Source organism: Porphyrobacter sp. GA68, assembly GCF_022605525.1.
In the GTDB taxonomy this organism is placed as follows: domain Bacteria; phylum Pseudomonadota; class Alphaproteobacteria; order Sphingomonadales; family Sphingomonadaceae; genus Qipengyuania_B.
Map to the genome: position 1 here is coordinate 736,942 of NZ_JAKQYJ010000001.1, position 16,528 is coordinate 753,469.

Below are 16,528 nucleotides of genomic sequence, written 5' to 3' on the forward strand. Positions count from 1 at the left end.
TGGTGGGTGTCAACGAAAGTCTTTCCCCCTTTCCCACAGGCTGCGGACAGTTGCTGCGGATTGTGCATGGCTGGCGGGGCGGGACCGGCACAGCGGGGGTGAAAACCCGCTGCGAACTTGTCGCCAGACCTTTCCCGTGGTTTATGCGGGCATCTGTCCACAGCCCGCGAAAGGCCAGTCGCCAGCACCCATGCCGCGCCTTCACCTTCATCTCCTGTCCGACTCGACCGGCGAGACGCTGGAGATGATCGCCAAGGCCGCACTCGCCCAGTTCGAGGAAGCCGAGGTAACAAGGCATTTCTGGCCAATGGTCCGTTCGCGTCAGCACCTCGACCGCATTCTGCCCGAGCTTCAGGCAAACAATGCGCTTGTTCTGTTCACCATGATCAGTCCTGATATGCGGGCCGCCCTGGAGGAACGATGCCGGCATCTGGGCATCCCGGCGGTGCCCGTCCTCGATCGCGTGACGCAGGCGCTGGAGCGACAACTGGGGCAGGAAGCGGCGCATTCGCGCCCCGGCCGTCAGCATATTATGGATCGCGCCTATTTTGAGCGCGTCGACGCCATCCAGTTCACCATAGCCCATGATGACGGCGTGGGCTGGGACAATTGGGAGGAGGCGGATATCGTGCTGGCAGGCGTGTCGCGTTCGTCCAAGACGCCGACGTCGATCTATCTGGCCAACCGCGGCTTCAAGGTCGCCAACATTCCGCTGGTGGTGGAAAGCCCCCCGCCCCCCAAGCTGTTCGACTTGAAAAAACCGCTGGTGGTGGGCCTCACCACCGCGCCCGACCGCTTGATCCAGATAAGGCGGCATCGCCTGGCGGTCATGGGCGAGCAGACCCAGACGGACTATGTCGACGATGAAAAGGTGAAGGCCGAACTCCATTACGCCCGCCGCCTGTTCGCCGACCACGGGTGGCCGGTGATCGATGTCACCCGCCGGTCGATCGAGGAAACCGCCGCGGCGATCATCCGCCTCATCGGCGAACGCGATCGCCAGCCTTCGACCAGCCGGGTCGGCGGCGCGGCATGATCTGGCTGGCCTCGAAAAGCGCGTCGCGCGCCGCCATGCTGCGTGCGGCTGGCGTCACCTTCGAACAGGTGGCAGCGGACATCAACGAGCGCGCCATGGAAAAGGACATGGCTGGGGCGCCGCCGGACGAGATTGTGCAGGCTCTCGCCGCGGCCAAGGCCTGCGCCGCTCGGGTGGCGGATGGCGGGCTGGTGCTGGGGAGCGATTCGCTCGTGGTGGTGGAAGGCCGCCGGTTCGACAAGCCGGAGTCTCGCGCAATGGCGGCAGAGCACCTGGCATTCTTTTCGGGAAAGATCATGGAACTGCACAGCGCAGCGGCATTGGTGCGCGCAGGTAAGGTGGTTCACATGGAACATTCCTTCGCCAGGCTGAAAGTCCGCGAGCTGAGCGCCGCCTTCATCGACACCTATCTGCATGCGGAGTGGCCAGACGTGGGCCATTGCGTGGGCGTGTTCCGGATCGAGGGTAGGGGGGTGCAATTGTTCGACTGGGTGGCGGGCGATCACTTCACCATCCTTGGCATGCCGCTCCTGCCAGTGCTGGCTGCGCTGCGCGCCGAGGGCGAGCTGGCGCAGTGACGCCCTACGCCGAAGTCATCGGCAGCCCGGTGGCGCAGTCCAAATCGCCGGCGATCCACCGGTTCTGGCTGCAAAAGCTGGAGATCGAGGCGGATTATCGCGCGACCGAAGTACCCGGCGATGGACTACCCGAATATCTTGAGCGACGGCGGGACGATCCGCATTGGCGCGGGTGCAACGTCACCATGCCCCTCAAACAGATGGTGCTGCCCTTGCTGGATCACGTCGCGACCGACGCGTCGGCGATTGGCGCGGTCAACACGGTCGTGCGGGCGGGCAGCGGCGCGCTGAGCGGACACAACACCGACGCGGGCGGATTTGTGGAACCGCTCGCCCCGTTGCTGGCCGAGCGTCACTGGCTGCGGATGGCCCGTGTGATCGGCACCGGCGGCGCGGCGCGGGCCATCGTTCACGCCCTGGCGGAGCATGGCTTCGTCATCGTGCTCGCCGGACGCGACCGGGCCAAGGCGCGCTCTCTGCTGATGCAACTGGCGCCAGAGGGCGAGCACCACACGCCGCCACTGGAGCACTTTGCTTCCGCAACGGACTTTGCCTTCGACGACCGGGAAGGCTGCCTTGATTTGGTGATCAACGCCTCTGCACTGGGAATGCAAGGTCAGCCGCCGCTTGCCTTTGACTGGAGTCATGCGCCGCCCGGGGCGATCGCCTACGACATCATCACGGACCCGGTGCAAACCACCTTTCTGCGCCGCGCCGAGGCGGCCGGCCATCGTACGATAGACGGCCTGGCGATGCTGATCGGGCAGGCCGCTGCAGCGTTCGAGTTGTTCTTCGGACGGCCGGCCCCGCGCCAGCACGATGCGGAGCTGCGGGCCTTGCTGACGCGATGAGCAGACCGCTCATCCTTGGCCTGACCGGCTCCATCGGCATGGGCAAGTCCACCGTCGCGCAGATGTTCCGGGCCGCTGGCGTGCCGGTGTTCGACGCCGATGCCATCGTACACGACATGCAGGGCCCGGGCGGCATCCTCGTCGCACCAATAGAGGCCGCGTTCCCCGGCAGCACCGGACCGGACGGCGTGCTGCGCGGGAAGCTGGGTGCCCAAGTTTTTGCCGATCCCGCGGCGCTCGCCCGGCTAGAGGCGATCGTGCACCCGTCGGTCGCGGCATCGCGTCAGGCTTTTCTGCTGGAGCACGCAGGCGAAGGCATAGTCGTGTTCGACATCCCCCTTCTGTTCGAAAAGGGTGGCGTGTCCCAGGTGGACCGGGTCGTCGTCGTCTCCGCCCCCGCCGAGGTCCAGCGCACCCGGGTTCTGGCCCGGCCGGGCATGACGCCTGACAAGTTTGCGCACATCCTGGCTCTGCAAATGCCAGACGCTGACAAGCGGGCGAGGGCGGATTACCTGATCGACACCGGAACGGGACTGGCCCGGACCGAGGCGGAGGTGCGTGCGCTGGTCGCCCGGCTGCGTGACGAACGCGGCGGCGTCCCTTGCCAAGCGCCGCGCCGGGATTGATAGAAAGAGCATGCGCGAAATCGTCTTTGACACGGAAACCACGGGCCTTGATCCGGCAACCGGTGACCGGATGGTGGAAATCGGCTGCGTCGAGATCGTCAACCGCGTGCCGACAGGTGCAGTGTTTCACGCGTACTTCAACCCGCAGCGCGACATGCCGGCAGGTGCGGAAGCGGTGCATGGCCTGTCTGCCGCGTTTCTGGCGGACAAGCCGCTGTTCGGCGACCGCGCGGACGAGCTGCTGGAGTTTCTGGGCGAAGCGCCGCTGGTGGCCCACAACGCCGGGTTCGACTTCGGCTTTCTCAACGCCGAACTGCGCATCTGCGGAATGGCTGCGATCGCCATGGAACGCATGGTTGACACGGTGCAGCTCGCCAAGCGGCGGCACCCGGGGGCCAAGCTGTCGCTGGACGCATTGTGTACCCGCTACGGCATCGACCGGACGCACCGGGTGAAGCACGGCGCGCTGCTGGATGCGGAACTGCTGGCGCAGGTCTATGTCGAGCTGACCGGCGGTCGCCAGATCGGGCTGGAACTGGCTGTCGAGACGTTGGCGCGGGATACGCGAAGCGACCACGCTGCCGAAGTGCGGCGCAGCCGCCGCGACCCGCGGCCCCATTCCGCGTCGGCCGAGGAGCTGGCGCGCCATCGGGCCTTTCTCGAAAAAATCCGCAGCCCGCTCTGGCTGGCATGAGGAACTCCGCCTAAGTAGAGGCGGCTTGATTTCGGCGGACCCCCGCCGGTCGCTCGAGCGTTATCCAGGCACATGGAATTGGGAGAACAGCCACATGGACATTCGTGTATCGGGCCATCAGATCGACACGGGCGCTGCGCTTCAGGGACAGGTGTCCGACCGGATGCAGGACATTGTGGGCAAGTATTTCAGCCGCGCTGTCTCGACCAACGTGACATTCGGGAAGGAACCGGGGGGGGCGTTCTCCTGCGATATCGTCACGCATGTGATGAATGGCCTGTTCCTGAAGGCTAGGGCAGTTGCCCATGACATCCACCAGGCGTTCGAAGCCGCGGCGGGCAAGATCGAGAAGCAGCTGCGCCGCTACAAGACACGCCTCAAGCCGCACAGCGAACGGGTGCTGTCCCCGCGCGAGGAGGAAGAGGCCGCCTATCGCGTCTTCGCTGGTGGCGCCGGCGAAGAGGAGGAGGCGCCGGATGCGCCGCCCATCATCGCTGAAACCAGGGTGGACATCCCCGAAGGCAGCGTCGCCGATGCCGTGATGATGCTCGACCTGCGCAACACCAACGCGCTGTTCTTCAAGAACGCGGGCACGGGACGGCACAACATGGTGTATCGCCGTGACGACGGCTCGATCGGCTGGGTCGAGCCGCACTGACGGTCTTGGCCAGCGCGTCATCCGCCGGAGGAGCGGACAGCCACTATCGTGCGCTGGAGCGACTCTATCGCTCGGCCCCGATCAACCGCCTGTTCCCATCCCGCCTTCAGATTGCCGGGGAGGGACAGGCGGAAATCCGCTTTGCCGTCACCCCCGAAAGCTACCACGCGGCCGGGGCGGCGCATGGGACCATTTATTTCAAGATGCTGGACGACGCCGCCTTCTATGCGGCCAATACCCTCGTCACCGATCGCTTTCTGCTGACAACAGCCTTTACCCTGCTGTTCACCAAGCCGGTCACCGAGGGGGAGGTGCGCGCCGAGGGCAGGTGGGTGAGCGGGCGCCGCCGGGTGCTCATCGCGGAAGCGCGGCTGATTGATGCCGCCGGCGAGGAGATCGGACGCGGTACCGGCACCTTCATGCGCTCGCGGATCCCGCTGTCGTCCCTTGCAGGGTATGATGCTGCCGGCTCGGATGAATGACGCAGCGACTGCCGACCCACCTGGAGGTAGCTGGCTGGCGCCGCGCCGTTGAAGCTGCGGGCGGGTTCACCACGGTGATCCAGCGCGGAGACCGGGATGCTGGCAGTGTCCTGCTGTTAACCATCGAAAATGGCAGAAATCCGCGTTTGTGGGAGCGGATGCCGCAACTGGATGGGTCCCGGGTGTTCACCCAGATAACCAAGCAAGTAACTGATAAGCAAAGGGATATGACGGTTTATCTTGCCCAGAGAGGCGAACAGGATGGCGCCCTGTGGATCATCGAACTGGATGTCCCACAACCGGAACGGTTCATCGAATTAAGGCAGGATTGAGGCGCTGGGCTGTTGACCGGCCACCCGCTTACGCTATCCACGAAGGCACTTCCCAACAGCGCAGGCGGCGAGCGGGGCATTGTTTGCCCTGATTGTTAGCGCGCAGACGGGGGATGGCCGGCAGGCTGCCATTGCATTCAAGGTTCCGCAGCGTTGAACGCGCTGCTGCACCCGCCTGCGCAGGACCATTCACCGCCCTAAAGGTGAGACGCAGTGCGTCGACGGACAATGACTTTGACCTCAGGCTCTGCAGCCTTGGTCGCGACAATGCTTATCTTCGGCGCGGACCATGGGGTCGCGCTGGCCCAGGAAGCAGACCTTCCCTTCCTGTCTGTTCCAAACAAACCAACCATTTCCGATCCGGTTCCGGTGTTCGTCACAAATGCAGGGGTACAGCCTCTTCCGGTCGCCGAAGCCGTGGCTCAACCAGGCGACGAGGATCAGGACACAACCACGCCGCGGGCCACCTCTCTGCGCGAACTGGTGGCGGTGATGGACACTCCCGATAGTCTGTCCGAAGACATGCGCTGCCTGGCAGGCGCGATCTACTTCGAGGCCCGGGGCGAGCCCCTGGCAGGACAGCTGGCGGTCGCCAAGGTGGTCATCAACCGCAAGCACTCTCCACAATTTCCCAATTCCTATTGCGGCGTCGTGTATCAGCGCTCGCAGTTTTCCTTCGTGAAGCGGGGTACCATGCCCCGTATTCCGGAGAACTCCTCCGCCTGGGCCCAGGCGAAGGTGATTGCGCAGATTGCGCACTACGATCACTGGGACAGCGAGGCGGATGCCGCACTGTATTTTCACGCCAATTACGTGAAGCCAGGCTGGGCCAAGCGCCGGGTCGCGGCCACCACCATCAACCGCCACATCTTCTACAAATAGGGCGGGCAGCCTCAGCGGGGTGAATTGGGCCGCTCTCCCAGTTCCACCCAGACCGGCGCGTGGTCGCTGGCCTTGTCGCGGCCGCGATGCTCCTTGTTCACCCCGGCGGCGACCAGCTGGTCCGCGCATTCCGGGGACAACAGCAGGTGGTCGATGCGGAAGCCATGGTCCCGCGGCCAGGCGCCCGCCTGATAGTCCCAGTAGGTCCACACCCCGCCTTCCGGGTTGAGCGTGCCGATCGCGTCGGCCCATCCATCGGCCAGCAACCGCGCATACGCGTCGCGCGACTGGGGCATCACCAGCGCGTCTTCCTCGATCACGCGGCCGGACCAGATGTCCTTGTCGGTCGGAATCACATTGTAATCGCCCGCGAGGATGGTCGGCACCTCGGATTGCCAAAGCTGCGCGGCATGCGCCCGGAGTCGATCGAACCAGGCAAGTTTGTAGTCGAACTTGGGGCCGGGCAGCGGATTGCCGTTGGGCAGGTAGATCGACGCGATCCGGATGCCGTGGACCTCCGCCTCCAGATAGCGGGCCTGGTCGTCGGCATCGTCACCCGGCAAGCCGCGCTGTGTCTCCTGAGGCTCAACTCCGTGAGCAAGAATCGCGACGCCGTTGAACCCTTTCTGCCCATGCCAGATGGCGTGGTAACCCAGCTTGCCGAACTCATCCGCCGGAAAGGCGTCATCGGTCGTCTTGATCTCCTGCAGGCAGGCGACCGCAGGCTGCGTCTCTTCCAGCCATTCGAGGAGCCGCGGGAGGCGAGCCTTCACGCCGTTGATGTTGAAGGTGGCGATTTTCATGGCGCACGTCTAACCCGTGCGCGTCAGCGGGTCTAATCTAAATGCCGAAGGACGACCCGCATCCGCAGCCGGCTGCGGCCAGCGGGTTGGTGACGCGGAAGGCCGCTCCGCCAAGCGATTCGACGAAGTCGACGGTGCTTCCCGCAACGAGGTCGAGGCTGACGGGATCCACCACCAGCCGCACCCCATCCGTCTCGCTTACCATGTCATCCGGCTCCACCGTGTCGGCAAGGCCAAAGCGGTACTGGAAACCCGAGCAGCCGCCGCCTTCCACCGACAGGCGCAGCAGTGGCGCCTTCGCCTGCCGCTGCGCGATATGCGCGACGCGAGCAGCAGCGGCGGGAGAAAGAGTCAATGGATCAGCCATGCGCATAATTTAGGCATGCAAGACGCGACACTCAAGCGGTGCGGATATACTGCCGCATCTGTTCCGCCTCGCGCAGGGCCATGTCGATCTTGGCTTTGACCAGATCGCCGATGGATACAAAGCCCAGCATCTGACCACCTTCGACAACCGGCAGGTGGCGGATGCGGCGGCGGGTCATCAGCTCCAGTGCGTCGTCAATGCTGGTGGCGCGCTCCACCGTGATCGCGGGGGCCGTCATCACCTCTGTCACCAACCGCTCGAGGCACGCCGCACCCTCTTCGCGCAGCCGGTAGATGATGTCACGTTCCGACAGGATGCCGGCAACATCACCTCCCTGCATCACCGGAAGTGCGCCGATGCGACGCGCAGCAAGGCACTCCACAGCGTCTGACAGGCGCGCGTCGGCGTCGCAGGTGATGATGGCGGCAGGGTCGCGGCCTGATATGATACGGCCAATGGTCATCGGTCGTGCTCCCTTTGCCGAGGACGGACAGGCAGTGTGACACAGCTTGGCGAAGTTGACCATTCCCCAAGCTGCGACCTTCACGGGATTGCAACTGCCCGCCCGATCGCCCACATCGCGCGCCATGGTAAAGCCCAGCCCGCTCGACGACGCCCACACCGCCAGCCATGCCTGGCGAAGGTTCCGGCGGCTGATGAAGTGGCTCGCTGCCGCAGCGACCGGCATCATCGCAGTCGCCTTTGCGCTGGTATGGTGGAGCGGCGAGCCGGTCTCCTACCACTTCTACATCGCTCTCGCGCTTGGCCTGGGACTGACCTTCATGCTGACGGGCGCGCTGATGAGCCTGGTATTCCTGTCCAGCGGCACCGGCCATGACGAAGCGATCGAGGATCCGCTGGACGAGCGGCAACGGCGCCGGCCAGCTAGCCGCTGGCAGGATTGAGGCGATATTCCGCCACCGGGCGTCCGCCGATCAGATGCTCCTGAATGATGCGTTCCAGTGCCGCGGGATGGCACGAGTGATACCATATATTGTCGGGCCAGACGACCGCGATCGGCCCGGCTTCGCAGATCTGCAGGCAGTCGGCTTTGGTGCGGGCGATCCCGCCACGCCGCTTCACAGTGTCCTCGTCAAGCTCCCGCGGCCCGGTCAGCCTGAGTTCCTTCAGGCGCTTTTTCAGGTAGCTCCAGGCTTCCTTGCCGTCCTCGCGCGAGCAGCACTTCTGCTTTTCCGAGATCGCGCAAAGGAAGATGTGCCGCTCGGCCTCTGCGCCGCCGCATTTGGCCAGAGCGCGCTGTGCCTTGTGGATCGCACCTGACCCGATCACTGCTCCGCGCCGCCCCGCTTCAGCCACCGGTCGAGCCAGGCAAACACTTCATTGTGCCATCGTAGCGAATTGGCCGCGCCCAGTACCCAGTGGTTTTCTGAGGGAAATACCAGCAGCCTGCCCGGCACGTTCTGATCGGTAAGGGCGGTGTAGGCGCCAAGACCCTGCGTATAGGGGACGCGGAAATCGCGTTCGCCGATCACCACCAGCATCGGCGTGCGCCACTGGGTGACGTAGTTCACCGGGTTCCACCGCTCATACAGTTCGCGGTTTTCCTGGTATCCGCCGCCAAAGTCCCACCGGGGAAACCATTGCTCTTCCGTCGCGTAATAGAACGCCCGGGTGTCGAACAGGCCGTTGTGATTGACCAGGCAATCGAACCGGTCCGGCCACCTGCCGGCAATCCAGTTGACCATGTAACCGCCATAGGACGCGCCCATTGCGCAGGCCCGCTCGCCGTCGATCTGGGGATCAAGGGCGAGGGCGGCGGCCAGCCCTTTCTGCAGATCCTCCAGCGGCTTGCCACCCCAGTCCCGGTTGATGGCGTCGACGAAGTCCTGACCATAGCCGGTTGAACCGTGGAAATCGACCGAGATGACCGCATAGCCCTGGCTGGCCAGAACGCGCGGATTCCAGCGGGTTGACCAGGCGTCGTTGAACGAGCCCTGCGGCCCACCGTGGATGTAGAGAATGGCCGGCAGACGCTCGGTTACGCCCTCCGGCTTGGTGATCTGGCCCCACACTTGGGCACCGCCGGCGCCCGCGAAGCTGAAGCGCCGCGTGGCGACCGGGGCCAGCTGCGCAATGCGCTCGCTCGCCACCCGCGTCAGTTGCCGTGCCTGGCGCGCGTCGGAGAGGTAGAGTTCAGCCGGGGCGGCAATGGAATCGCGAGTGAACAGCAGGCGACCGCCGCTCAGCGGAGTGACGTTGCCGAGATGCGCTTCGTTGCCGGGCAGCAGGTCCAGCCGCTCTGCCCGGCCAGTACGTATATCGATACGGAAAGCGGGCGTATCGAGCACATCCTGCGCCGTCGCGATGAGGTGTCGGCTGTCGGGCGTCCAAGCGAGAGAGCCGAAGCTGCGATCGAAACCCTGTGTCAGCGCGCGCACTTGTCCGCTGCGCAGGTCGCGCAGCTGGATCACCTGGCGATCCGATTCATACCCCGGCCGGGCCATGGCGAGATAGGCGAGCCAGCGTCCGTCGGGTGAGGGGGTGGGCAGGGTGTCTGCCGCTTCGTTCGCCTCGGTCAGATTGCGGGGCGCGCCGCCATCCAGCGACGACCGCCAGATGTCGAGATTGGTAGAGCGGGGCTCGTCAGCATCTGCCTGCCGGGCGACGAAGAACACCGCATTGCCATCGTGTGCCCAGGCGACGTCCTCGCTTCCGCCAAAGGGCCGGGTGGGCGTGTTGCCGGTCAAGGTGCCTGCGGGTCCGTCAAGAGGCACGCCGGCGCCGTTGACCCGCCCGTCGACCAGCGGGAACACGAACACGCGCGACATTTCGCCCGGCGTCAGCCAGGTGTCCCAGTGCCGGTAAAAGCCGTCGGCTATGTCATAGACCCGTGCCTCTCCCACTTCGGGAGCAGCGGTCGGCCGGCCGCCGCAATCGAAGTCGCTGCAATCGCGGGGCAGGGCGCGCCACACGGCGAGGCGATTGCCGGCCGGCGCCACGGCAAAGCCGTCGACCGCGCTGGCAAACTGCGTGACCTGTTCAAGCCTGCTGACCTGCCCATCGGGTGCAACGGACGCCCGCCACACCTGGGCAACCGCTGCGCCGCCGGTCGCCGGTGCACCGCTGGCAAGGAAGTACAGCATTCCGTCCTGACCAAACGCGGCGCTGTTCGCGCCATCGGGCAGCGCAACGCGCACGGGGGACGCGGCGTTACCGGCGAGGGGAAGGAGGTAATGGGTGGTGCTGCGCCTGAGATTCTGCGGGTCGGTGGTGGTGACGCCATATACCGTGGCGCGCCCGTCCGGTGACACGACAGGGGTGCCGAGGCGCGGCATGGTGACGAGATCTTCCGCCGTCATGGCGGGGCGATCTTGTGCCTGCAGGGGCGTGGAAGCGAGCAGCGTGGCGGCAAACGCGAGAAGAGCTGTTTTCATGCGCTTTGTCCTATCGCGCCGCCGCGGGAATAGGAAGCGCCTAGCGTCCGATGCCGATGATGCGTCTTATTTCTGCCTGCACCAGCCGTTCGACCAGCGGAGGGAGGTTTGTGTCCAGCCATTCCGCCAGCATCGGGCGCAGCAGGTCGCGGGTGATCTCATCCAGCGGTCGTTCGCCAGTGCCACTGTTCTGTGAACGCGTCAGGGCGCTGAGCACCGACAGCGCGGCCAGTGTTTCGCGCGTGGCCGCAGCGGTCTGCGTGCTGGCGAGCGGTTCCGTGCTCCCATGCGTGTCGGGCTCGTGCTCCTGCCCGCCGCCTGGAGCAGGGAGAGCGGCCTCTTGCGGCGCCTCAGCCTCGGCCTCGGCCCAGCCGTATTCGACGAGGTCGTCGTCGTACTCGCCCGCCAGCGGAATTGCCGCAGCATCGTCCTGCACCGCACTGTAGGGGGGAGGGGTGACGATCTCGTCCTCCTCAAGGTCCAGCACCTCGGCTGCTTCCTCCGGGTCCACCGGCTCGGTTCTGTGGTCGTCGCCGGCCGCGTCACGCGGTGAGCGGGTCGGATCAGCCGCCACGCCGCGCACCTCTCCGGTCCGCTCGTTTTCGCGGGCAATCACTTTCTTGATCCGGTCGAGAAGGAGTTCCACCGATGGTTCGCCCGGCTGATGCATGGTTCTGCTTTGCCCCTGATTATTGCTTGGCGGGGTGCTTATAACCTGCCGGGACCAAGATCGCCAATCTCGTCAACTTCTGCCTGTCCGCTGTCCAGCGGTCCGATCGGCCGGACCGAAGCATCGGCCGGCGGAACGTCAAGCGTCCGGGTCGCCTCCGTCACCGGATCGGGATCGCGGCTCCAGTCGAACCAGCGGCCCTGCACACGGTCATAATTGATCGCAGGGTCATACAGCGGGCCGTCGTCCTCCAGCCCGAGGTCGCGAGCTTCGGCCCGCCCCATCGCCGCCAGGAGGGAGAAACCCGCAACATATGCGTTGCGCTGGGCCGCCACGAGCTGGACGCGCGCGTTGAGCAATTCTCGCTCCGCATCGAGGATGTCGAGCACCGTCCGGTTACCGACGGTGTTTTCCGCCCGCACCCCTTCCAGGCTGAGCGCGGCCGCTCCCACCGCGCCTTCCGAGGCATCGATGATGGCCAGCGCGGCGCGATAGCTCGCCCAGGCGGAGCGGGCCTGCGCAATGATCGAGCGTTCGATTTCCACCACCTGCTCCAGCGCGGCGGATGCGCGGGCTTGCGCCTGGCGCTGCTGCGCCGCCGGACGTCCGCCTTGGAATAGCGGGACGGAAAGCTGCACACCGGCCTGCAAGCCGTCGGACGCCTGCGGCACGGCCACGCCGTTGGCGCCGCCCAGCGTGCCGAGAAAATTCTGGTAGCTGTAACCGGTGATCACCGACACCTGTGGAAGTCGCCCGGCGCCCGCGACGCGGATGTCGATTTCGCTCGCCTGCGCCCGTTCGCGTGCGGCGATGAGGTCCGGGTTGTTCTGCAAAGCGATAGTCACCGCGTCCTCCGCACTGCCGGGCAGGCCGCCAAGCGGCGGGGGTGCCTCAAGATCGGTGGGTGTTTCGCCGACGATCGCGATGTAGTTTTCGCGCGAACTGATGAGATTTGCCTGCGCTGATCGCAGGTCGCTGATCGCAACCGCCAGCCGCGCTTCGGATTGCGCTACATCGGTGCGGGTCAGGATGCCGATCTCGAAACGGTCCCGCGTTGCCTCAAGATTGGTGGTGAGCACGTCCACCTGGTTCTGCGCCAGCGCTGCGACCGCTTCGTCGCGCAGCACATTCATGTACACCGCAACCGCCTGGGTGAACAGCGCGCTTTCCGCACCGCGCAGGTCGGCGCGACCAGCTACAACCCGTTGCTCCGCGGCGCGAACGGCGTTGCGCACGCCGCCGCCCTGATAGAGTGGCACGCTGAGGTTCACTCCGGCGTTGAGTGCCCGTTCCGGAGCGAGGAAGCTCGCCTGATCCTGGATCAGAAACTCGGTAAAGCGGCTGCTGGCTTCGACAGCCGGACGTCCGGCGGCGCGCTGGATCGGCACATTCTCGTCCACCACGCGCTGTTGCGCGCGGGCGGCAAGGATGGTCGGATTGTTCTCATAAACCTGGCGCAGCGCCTCGCGTAGAGTGTCGGCTTGCGCAGGCACCGCCAACCCCGCCATCAGCACGGCCCCAGCGAGCAGCGCCGCCTTCCCCCTCCCGCACGCCATCAGAACCGCCAGGACCTGGGCGCATCGAAGGCGGTGAGCCGGGGGATGCCCATCTCGATCACCGCCTGCCATACCAGTTCGTCGCCCACCACCCGGCCGGTCGCCAGTCGTTGCACGCCGCTGCGGATGATCCCGCCAGCCGCACGGCCATCGGGCGCAAGTCGCGCAACCAGTGCGGCAGGAACTTCTTCCGCTGCGCCGTCGATGAGCAGCAGGGTCGCGTCTTGCGAGGACTCAGGTGGCTGCAAGGCTTCTTCCGGGGTCAGCGTCCTCAGTTCTGCCACCAGCGGTCGCACCAGTTCGGCCAGGTAGTCGGGCGCGCAAGATACGATCAGTACCCGATCGGACGCAACCGGACGCGCCTCCTGCAACAGCGTGCCGTAGAACACCGGGGCCGCGAGGAAGCGCTCGTCCTCCAGCCGAACCGCCCGGTCGCCATAGGCGGCCACGCGCGCCGACGCCGGCACGAATGTTTCACGTGGAACATCCCGCATCCGCGCCAGCACCCAGCCGGCATTAACCCCGCTGGTGCGCAACTGACTGTTGATCATCGCTTCCCTGGCGGAGGCGAAGTCGATGGACGTTTCGGTCATGATTTGCATCGGTTCTGCTATTTTCCCAACTGCGCGCGCTGCCTTACGGCGGCGGAGGCCCGGTGCCAAGCCTTGCCGACCCGCCGTAGAGCTGGCGGCCCCGGATCTATAGGAGGCGACGCTCTTGGTCAGCAGGGTTCCGCCGCGATTTCGACCAAGCGGCGATATCGCCCGATGATCGGCAAGCATCGGAGCGCGATTGGCTGTATGCCGTCGAAGTGACTTCCGCCCCGCTCTCCCAGCCTGCCGAGCGTCTCCGGTTCCGGACTGTTGCCGCATCCATCGTCGGCGCATGGCTGGCGTACTTCCTCCTCCTCTCCCTCCGCAGTGCGCTCGTGCTGCCCGTGCTCCAGAGCGAGCTGATCTGGCGCCGGGGCGTGGTCTGCCTCGCCGGGGCGGCCATCACCCTGCTGCTGTGGCAGTGTCTGGCCTGGGTGGCGCAGCGCTCGCTCGGCACCAAGATTGTGGTGGCGCTGCTCGCCGCGATGCCAGCGGCCCTGCTGACGGCACAGGTCAATGTCATGCTGTTCAAACCGCTTGAGAGCCGTATCGAGCAGCAGATCGGGCGCGAACGTGGCTTTGCCTATCGCCGCGACGCAGCGGGCAATCTGCTGCTCGACCTGCCGCGCGGGCCGGCAGGGCAGACAGGTGCCGCCGCTGATCGGCCGCCCAGCATCCTTATCGCGCCCGCACCAACCCAGCTGGACCGCTGGCGGTTGACGTTCGAGGTGGCGCTCAGCACCTACTTCCTGCTGCTTGCCTGGTCGGCCATTTACCTCGCATTACAGGCCGGCGTACAGGCGCGGGTGGCCGAACGGCGGGCGGGCGAATTCGCGCGGGCCGCCAACGCGGCGGAGCTGCGCTCGCTGCGTTACCAGATCAATCCGCATTTCCTGTTCAACACCCTCAATTCCCTGTCCGCCCTGGTGATCACCAAGCGAACCGCGGATGCCGAGGAAATGATCCACAACATATCGCATTTCTATCGCCAGAGCCTTGCAGGTGACCGATCGGGCGATGTGCCGCTGGCGGACGAGTTCGCCCTGCAACAGCTGTATCTGGAGATCGAAAAGGTCCGGTTCCCGCGCCGCTTGCGCACGCGCATAGACCTGCCCGCCGAACTTGCAGGCGTGCAGGTGCCCGGCATGATCCTGCAACCGCTGGTGGAAAATTCGGTCAAATACGCGGTCGCCACCAGCAGCCGCCCGGTCACGATCGTGCTGACCGCGCGCGCCGAGGATGGCTGGCTCATCCTCAGCGTCGGCGATGACGGACCGGGAGCAGCGGATGTGAAGGCCGGCGGGCTGGGCATCGGCCTTGCCAATGTGCGCGACCGTCTGCTGGTCAGGTTTGGACCGGACGCACAAGTCACAACCGGTTCAGCCGGAACAGGTTTTCAGACCGAACTGAGGATCCCGCTGGAGGATGCATGAACCGCCCTGCCGAGCCTGACACCCTGCGCACCCTGATCGTCGATGACGAGCCGCTGGCGGTTGAACGGATGCAGGTAATCTGCGCCGGGATCGACAGCTTGCGCGTGGTGGGCACGGCCAGCGACGGAGCGGCGGCCCTGCGGCTGGTGAAAGCCTTGCAGCCCGATCTGGTTCTGCTCGACATGACCATGCCCGAAGCAGACGGGCTAACGGTGGCGCGGGAGCTTGCGCGCATGGGTCGGCGCACGGCCGTGATCTTCGTCACCGCGCACGAGGAATTCGCGGTGGAGGCGTTCGATTTGGAAGCCGTGGATTACGTGCTGAAGCCTGTGCGCGCCGAACGCCTGGTCCGCGCGGTCGAACGCGCCTGGGAGCGAGGGAGTCGCGCGGGGACAGGTGCGAGCGGACGCTGGCTGGAGGAAATCTGGATCCCCCACCGGGCCGAACTCATCCGCGTGGCTGTTGCCGATGTGCAGCAGATCGATGCGGAACGCGATTACGTCCGCCTGCACCTGGCCGATCGCACCTATCTGATGTTGCAAACCATAGCGGGACTTGAGGAAAAGCTGGACCCGGCTGACTTCATCCGAATTCACCGCTCGACCATTGTTCGCCGGGACCGCATCAGCGGCCTGCGCCACGACGGACTGGGAACTTGGGTAGCCGAGCTAATCGGCGGAGGTACGTTGCGGATCGGGCGCACATACCTACCCAGAGTTAAGGCAATGGCTGGCCGTTGAACTAGCGATACGGGCGAAAAAGCGGACCCCGGCCGGGACTAGAGGACCGGGGCCCCAGTTGACGGCTCGGGTCTAGCCGCCAAGCTGATCGCGCTCGATGACTACGGCGTACCGCTGCATTGCAGTGGCGCGCGCCTGCCGATAGCAGTGCGTTTCCTGTGGTTTGCGTATGCGCGAACCGGTCCTCTGATCATCGATGCCGCACACCTCACGCGCGGCGTTGGTCAGGCGGCGCTCCAGCACTTTCCGTCCTTCCGGGCTGGCGAGATCGAGGTCGCCATACTGGACGTTGATCTGCCGCATCTCTTCCGGAGCAGCGACGGCGGGCGCAACTGCCATCAACGCTGCTGTCGCGGCGGCAAGGCCAAGCAGGGTATTCATTTCACGTCTCCCATGAAGGACCGGATCGGCATCGGTCCGGTCGGTCCTGTGATGGAGCAAACCGGCGCGCCGGGCAGCAACTGGTCGACAAAGGGATGAGGCATTGGATGATTGCGGCGGCGCAGCCGACAGAATGCGCTTGGCGCTCGACCAGCGATGCGCAATCATGAGGATGAGAATGGCGCTCATCATGATCTTCATCCTGGGGGTGGGCAATTTTGCACTGCATCGCGCGGTGCTGGACAGCGATCATCCGCTGATTCGCCAGCTTACCCGCGGCCGCGGCGCAAGGGGCGGCGGGATCATGCTGGCATTCGAATTCCTTCTGCTGACCGCGGCGATGATGCTGGCCGCGAATGAATGGCCCGAGGTGGCGTTCGCCTATGCGCTCTACAGCGCGCTGAACCTGGTTACCGGCTGGATGATCCTGTCGCGCCGGCTGTAGTTTCGC

At 65.5% G+C, this 16,528-nt stretch carries 22 protein-coding genes; 13 read left to right on the top strand and 9 right to left on the bottom strand.

The genetic code is table 11. From position 1 onward, the window contains the following. Positions 1-190: 190 nt before the first annotated feature. From LHJ54_RS03595 to LHJ54_RS03635, 9 genes are all read left to right on the top strand, one after another. On the top strand, positions 191-1,036 hold the full coding sequence (locus tag LHJ54_RS03595; protein WP_228242567.1) for a pyruvate, water dikinase regulatory protein: 846 nt from the start codon (positions 191-193) through the stop codon (positions 1,034-1,036). Beyond that, positions 1,033-1,614 (top strand): nucleoside triphosphate pyrophosphatase, encoded by a 582-nt coding sequence (locus LHJ54_RS03600; protein WP_228242568.1) that lies wholly within the window; start codon positions 1,033-1,035, stop codon positions 1,612-1,614. The genes LHJ54_RS03595 and LHJ54_RS03600 overlap by 4 nt, the downstream gene beginning before the upstream one ends. Further along, the gene (locus tag LHJ54_RS03605; protein WP_228242569.1) at positions 1,611-2,465 is read left to right on the top strand and encodes a shikimate dehydrogenase; all 855 of its coding nucleotides are present in this window, start codon (positions 1,611-1,613) and stop codon (positions 2,463-2,465) included. The genes LHJ54_RS03600 and LHJ54_RS03605 overlap by 4 nt, the downstream gene beginning before the upstream one ends. Next, entirely contained in the window at positions 2,462-3,091 is a 630-nt protein-coding gene (coaE, locus tag LHJ54_RS03610; RefSeq protein WP_228242570.1) for a dephospho-CoA kinase, read from the top strand. Before LHJ54_RS03605 ends, coaE begins: the two co-directional genes overlap by 4 nt. Before the next feature lie 10 nt (positions 3,092-3,101). Then, positions 3,102-3,785, top strand: coding sequence for a DNA polymerase III subunit epsilon (gene dnaQ, locus LHJ54_RS03615; RefSeq protein WP_228242571.1), 684 nt, complete (start codon positions 3,102-3,104; stop codon positions 3,783-3,785). Positions 3,786-3,879: 94 nt separating this feature from the next. Continuing rightward, positions 3,880-4,443, top strand: a complete 564-nt coding sequence (hpf, locus tag LHJ54_RS03620) for a ribosome hibernation-promoting factor, HPF/YfiA family (RefSeq protein ID WP_228242572.1) — start codon at positions 3,880-3,882, stop codon at positions 4,441-4,443. Positions 4,444-4,448: 5 nt separating this feature from the next. Continuing rightward, positions 4,449-4,925 (top strand): PaaI family thioesterase, encoded by a 477-nt coding sequence (locus LHJ54_RS03625; RefSeq protein WP_373457049.1) that lies wholly within the window; start codon positions 4,449-4,451, stop codon positions 4,923-4,925. Next, positions 4,922-5,257, top strand: a complete 336-nt coding sequence (locus tag LHJ54_RS03630) for a DUF1491 family protein (RefSeq protein ID WP_228242573.1) — start codon at positions 4,922-4,924, stop codon at positions 5,255-5,257. Before LHJ54_RS03625 ends, LHJ54_RS03630 begins: the two co-directional genes overlap by 4 nt. A 267-nt stretch (positions 5,258-5,524) precedes the next feature. Beyond that, the gene (locus LHJ54_RS03635) at positions 5,525-6,139 is read left to right on the top strand and encodes a cell wall hydrolase (protein ID WP_228242574.1); all 615 of its coding nucleotides are present in this window, start codon (positions 5,525-5,527) and stop codon (positions 6,137-6,139) included. A gap of 11 nt (positions 6,140-6,150) precedes the next feature. Here the strand turns inward: LHJ54_RS03635 and xth are convergent, their stop codons facing one another. The 3 genes from xth to LHJ54_RS03650 are packed head-to-tail and all read right to left on the bottom strand — an operon-like array spanning position 6,151 to position 7,772. Beyond that, positions 6,151-6,942, bottom strand: coding sequence for an exodeoxyribonuclease III (gene xth / locus LHJ54_RS03640; RefSeq protein ID WP_228242575.1), 792 nt, complete (start codon positions 6,940-6,942; stop codon positions 6,151-6,153). 37 nt (positions 6,943-6,979) lie between these two features. Beyond that, positions 6,980-7,309, bottom strand: a complete 330-nt coding sequence (locus LHJ54_RS03645; RefSeq protein ID WP_228242576.1) for an iron-sulfur cluster assembly accessory protein — start codon at positions 7,307-7,309, stop codon at positions 6,980-6,982. A gap of 31 nt (positions 7,310-7,340) precedes the next feature. Further along, the gene (locus LHJ54_RS03650) at positions 7,341-7,772 is read right to left on the bottom strand and encodes a CBS domain-containing protein (RefSeq protein ID WP_228242577.1); all 432 of its coding nucleotides are present in this window, start codon (positions 7,770-7,772) and stop codon (positions 7,341-7,343) included. A gap of 124 nt (positions 7,773-7,896) precedes the next feature. Here LHJ54_RS03650 and LHJ54_RS03655 point away from each other — a divergent pair, with 124 nt between their 5' ends. Next, positions 7,897-8,214: a hypothetical protein gene (locus LHJ54_RS03655; protein WP_228242578.1), complete on the top strand. Its 318-nt coding sequence runs from the start codon at positions 7,897-7,899 to the stop codon at positions 8,212-8,214. Here LHJ54_RS03655 and LHJ54_RS03660 read toward each other — a convergent pair. From LHJ54_RS03660 to LHJ54_RS03680, 5 genes are all read right to left on the bottom strand, one after another. Next, entirely contained in the window at positions 8,195-8,596 is a 402-nt protein-coding gene (locus LHJ54_RS03660) for a ferredoxin (protein ID WP_228244287.1), read from the bottom strand. The genes LHJ54_RS03655 and LHJ54_RS03660 overlap by 20 nt on opposite strands. Next, positions 8,596-10,704: a S9 family peptidase gene (locus LHJ54_RS03665; protein WP_228242579.1), complete on the bottom strand. Its 2,109-nt coding sequence runs from the start codon at positions 10,702-10,704 to the stop codon at positions 8,596-8,598. Before LHJ54_RS03665 ends, LHJ54_RS03660 begins: the two co-directional genes overlap by 1 nt. Positions 10,705-10,744: 40 nt before the next feature. Further along, the gene (locus tag LHJ54_RS03670; RefSeq protein WP_241721421.1) at positions 10,745-11,350 is read right to left on the bottom strand and encodes a DUF2497 domain-containing protein; all 606 of its coding nucleotides are present in this window, start codon (positions 11,348-11,350) and stop codon (positions 10,745-10,747) included. Positions 11,351-11,412: 62 nt separating this feature from the next. Continuing rightward, entirely contained in the window at positions 11,413-12,930 is a 1,518-nt protein-coding gene (locus LHJ54_RS03675) for a TolC family outer membrane protein (RefSeq protein ID WP_228242581.1), read from the bottom strand. After that, positions 12,930-13,523 carry a protein-L-isoaspartate O-methyltransferase gene (locus LHJ54_RS03680; protein ID WP_241721422.1) on the bottom strand — a complete coding sequence of 198 codons (594 nt, stop codon included), beginning with the start codon at positions 13,521-13,523 and terminating at the stop codon, positions 12,930-12,932. The genes LHJ54_RS03675 and LHJ54_RS03680 overlap by 1 nt, the downstream gene beginning before the upstream one ends. 218 nt (positions 13,524-13,741) lie before the next feature. On the opposite strand from LHJ54_RS03680, the gene LHJ54_RS03685 reads away from it, so the two are divergent. After that, positions 13,742-14,956, top strand: coding sequence for a sensor histidine kinase (locus tag LHJ54_RS03685; protein WP_228242583.1), 1,215 nt, complete (start codon positions 13,742-13,744; stop codon positions 14,954-14,956). After that, the gene (locus LHJ54_RS03690) at positions 14,953-15,696 is read left to right on the top strand and encodes a LytTR family DNA-binding domain-containing protein (RefSeq protein WP_228242584.1); all 744 of its coding nucleotides are present in this window, start codon (positions 14,953-14,955) and stop codon (positions 15,694-15,696) included. The genes LHJ54_RS03685 and LHJ54_RS03690 overlap by 4 nt, the downstream gene beginning before the upstream one ends. Positions 15,697-15,768: 72 nt before the next feature. Here LHJ54_RS03690 and LHJ54_RS03695 read toward each other — a convergent pair whose 3' ends face one another. Further along, complete coding sequence (locus tag LHJ54_RS03695) at positions 15,769-16,077, bottom strand: UrcA family protein (protein WP_228242585.1); 309 nt, start codon at positions 16,075-16,077, stop codon at positions 15,769-15,771. Between the two features lie 178 nt (positions 16,078-16,255). Between LHJ54_RS03695 and LHJ54_RS03700 the strand changes: the two genes are divergently transcribed. Continuing rightward, positions 16,256-16,522, top strand: a complete 267-nt coding sequence (locus LHJ54_RS03700; protein WP_228242586.1) for a hypothetical protein — start codon at positions 16,256-16,258, stop codon at positions 16,520-16,522. Positions 16,523-16,528 lie beyond the last annotated feature (6 nt).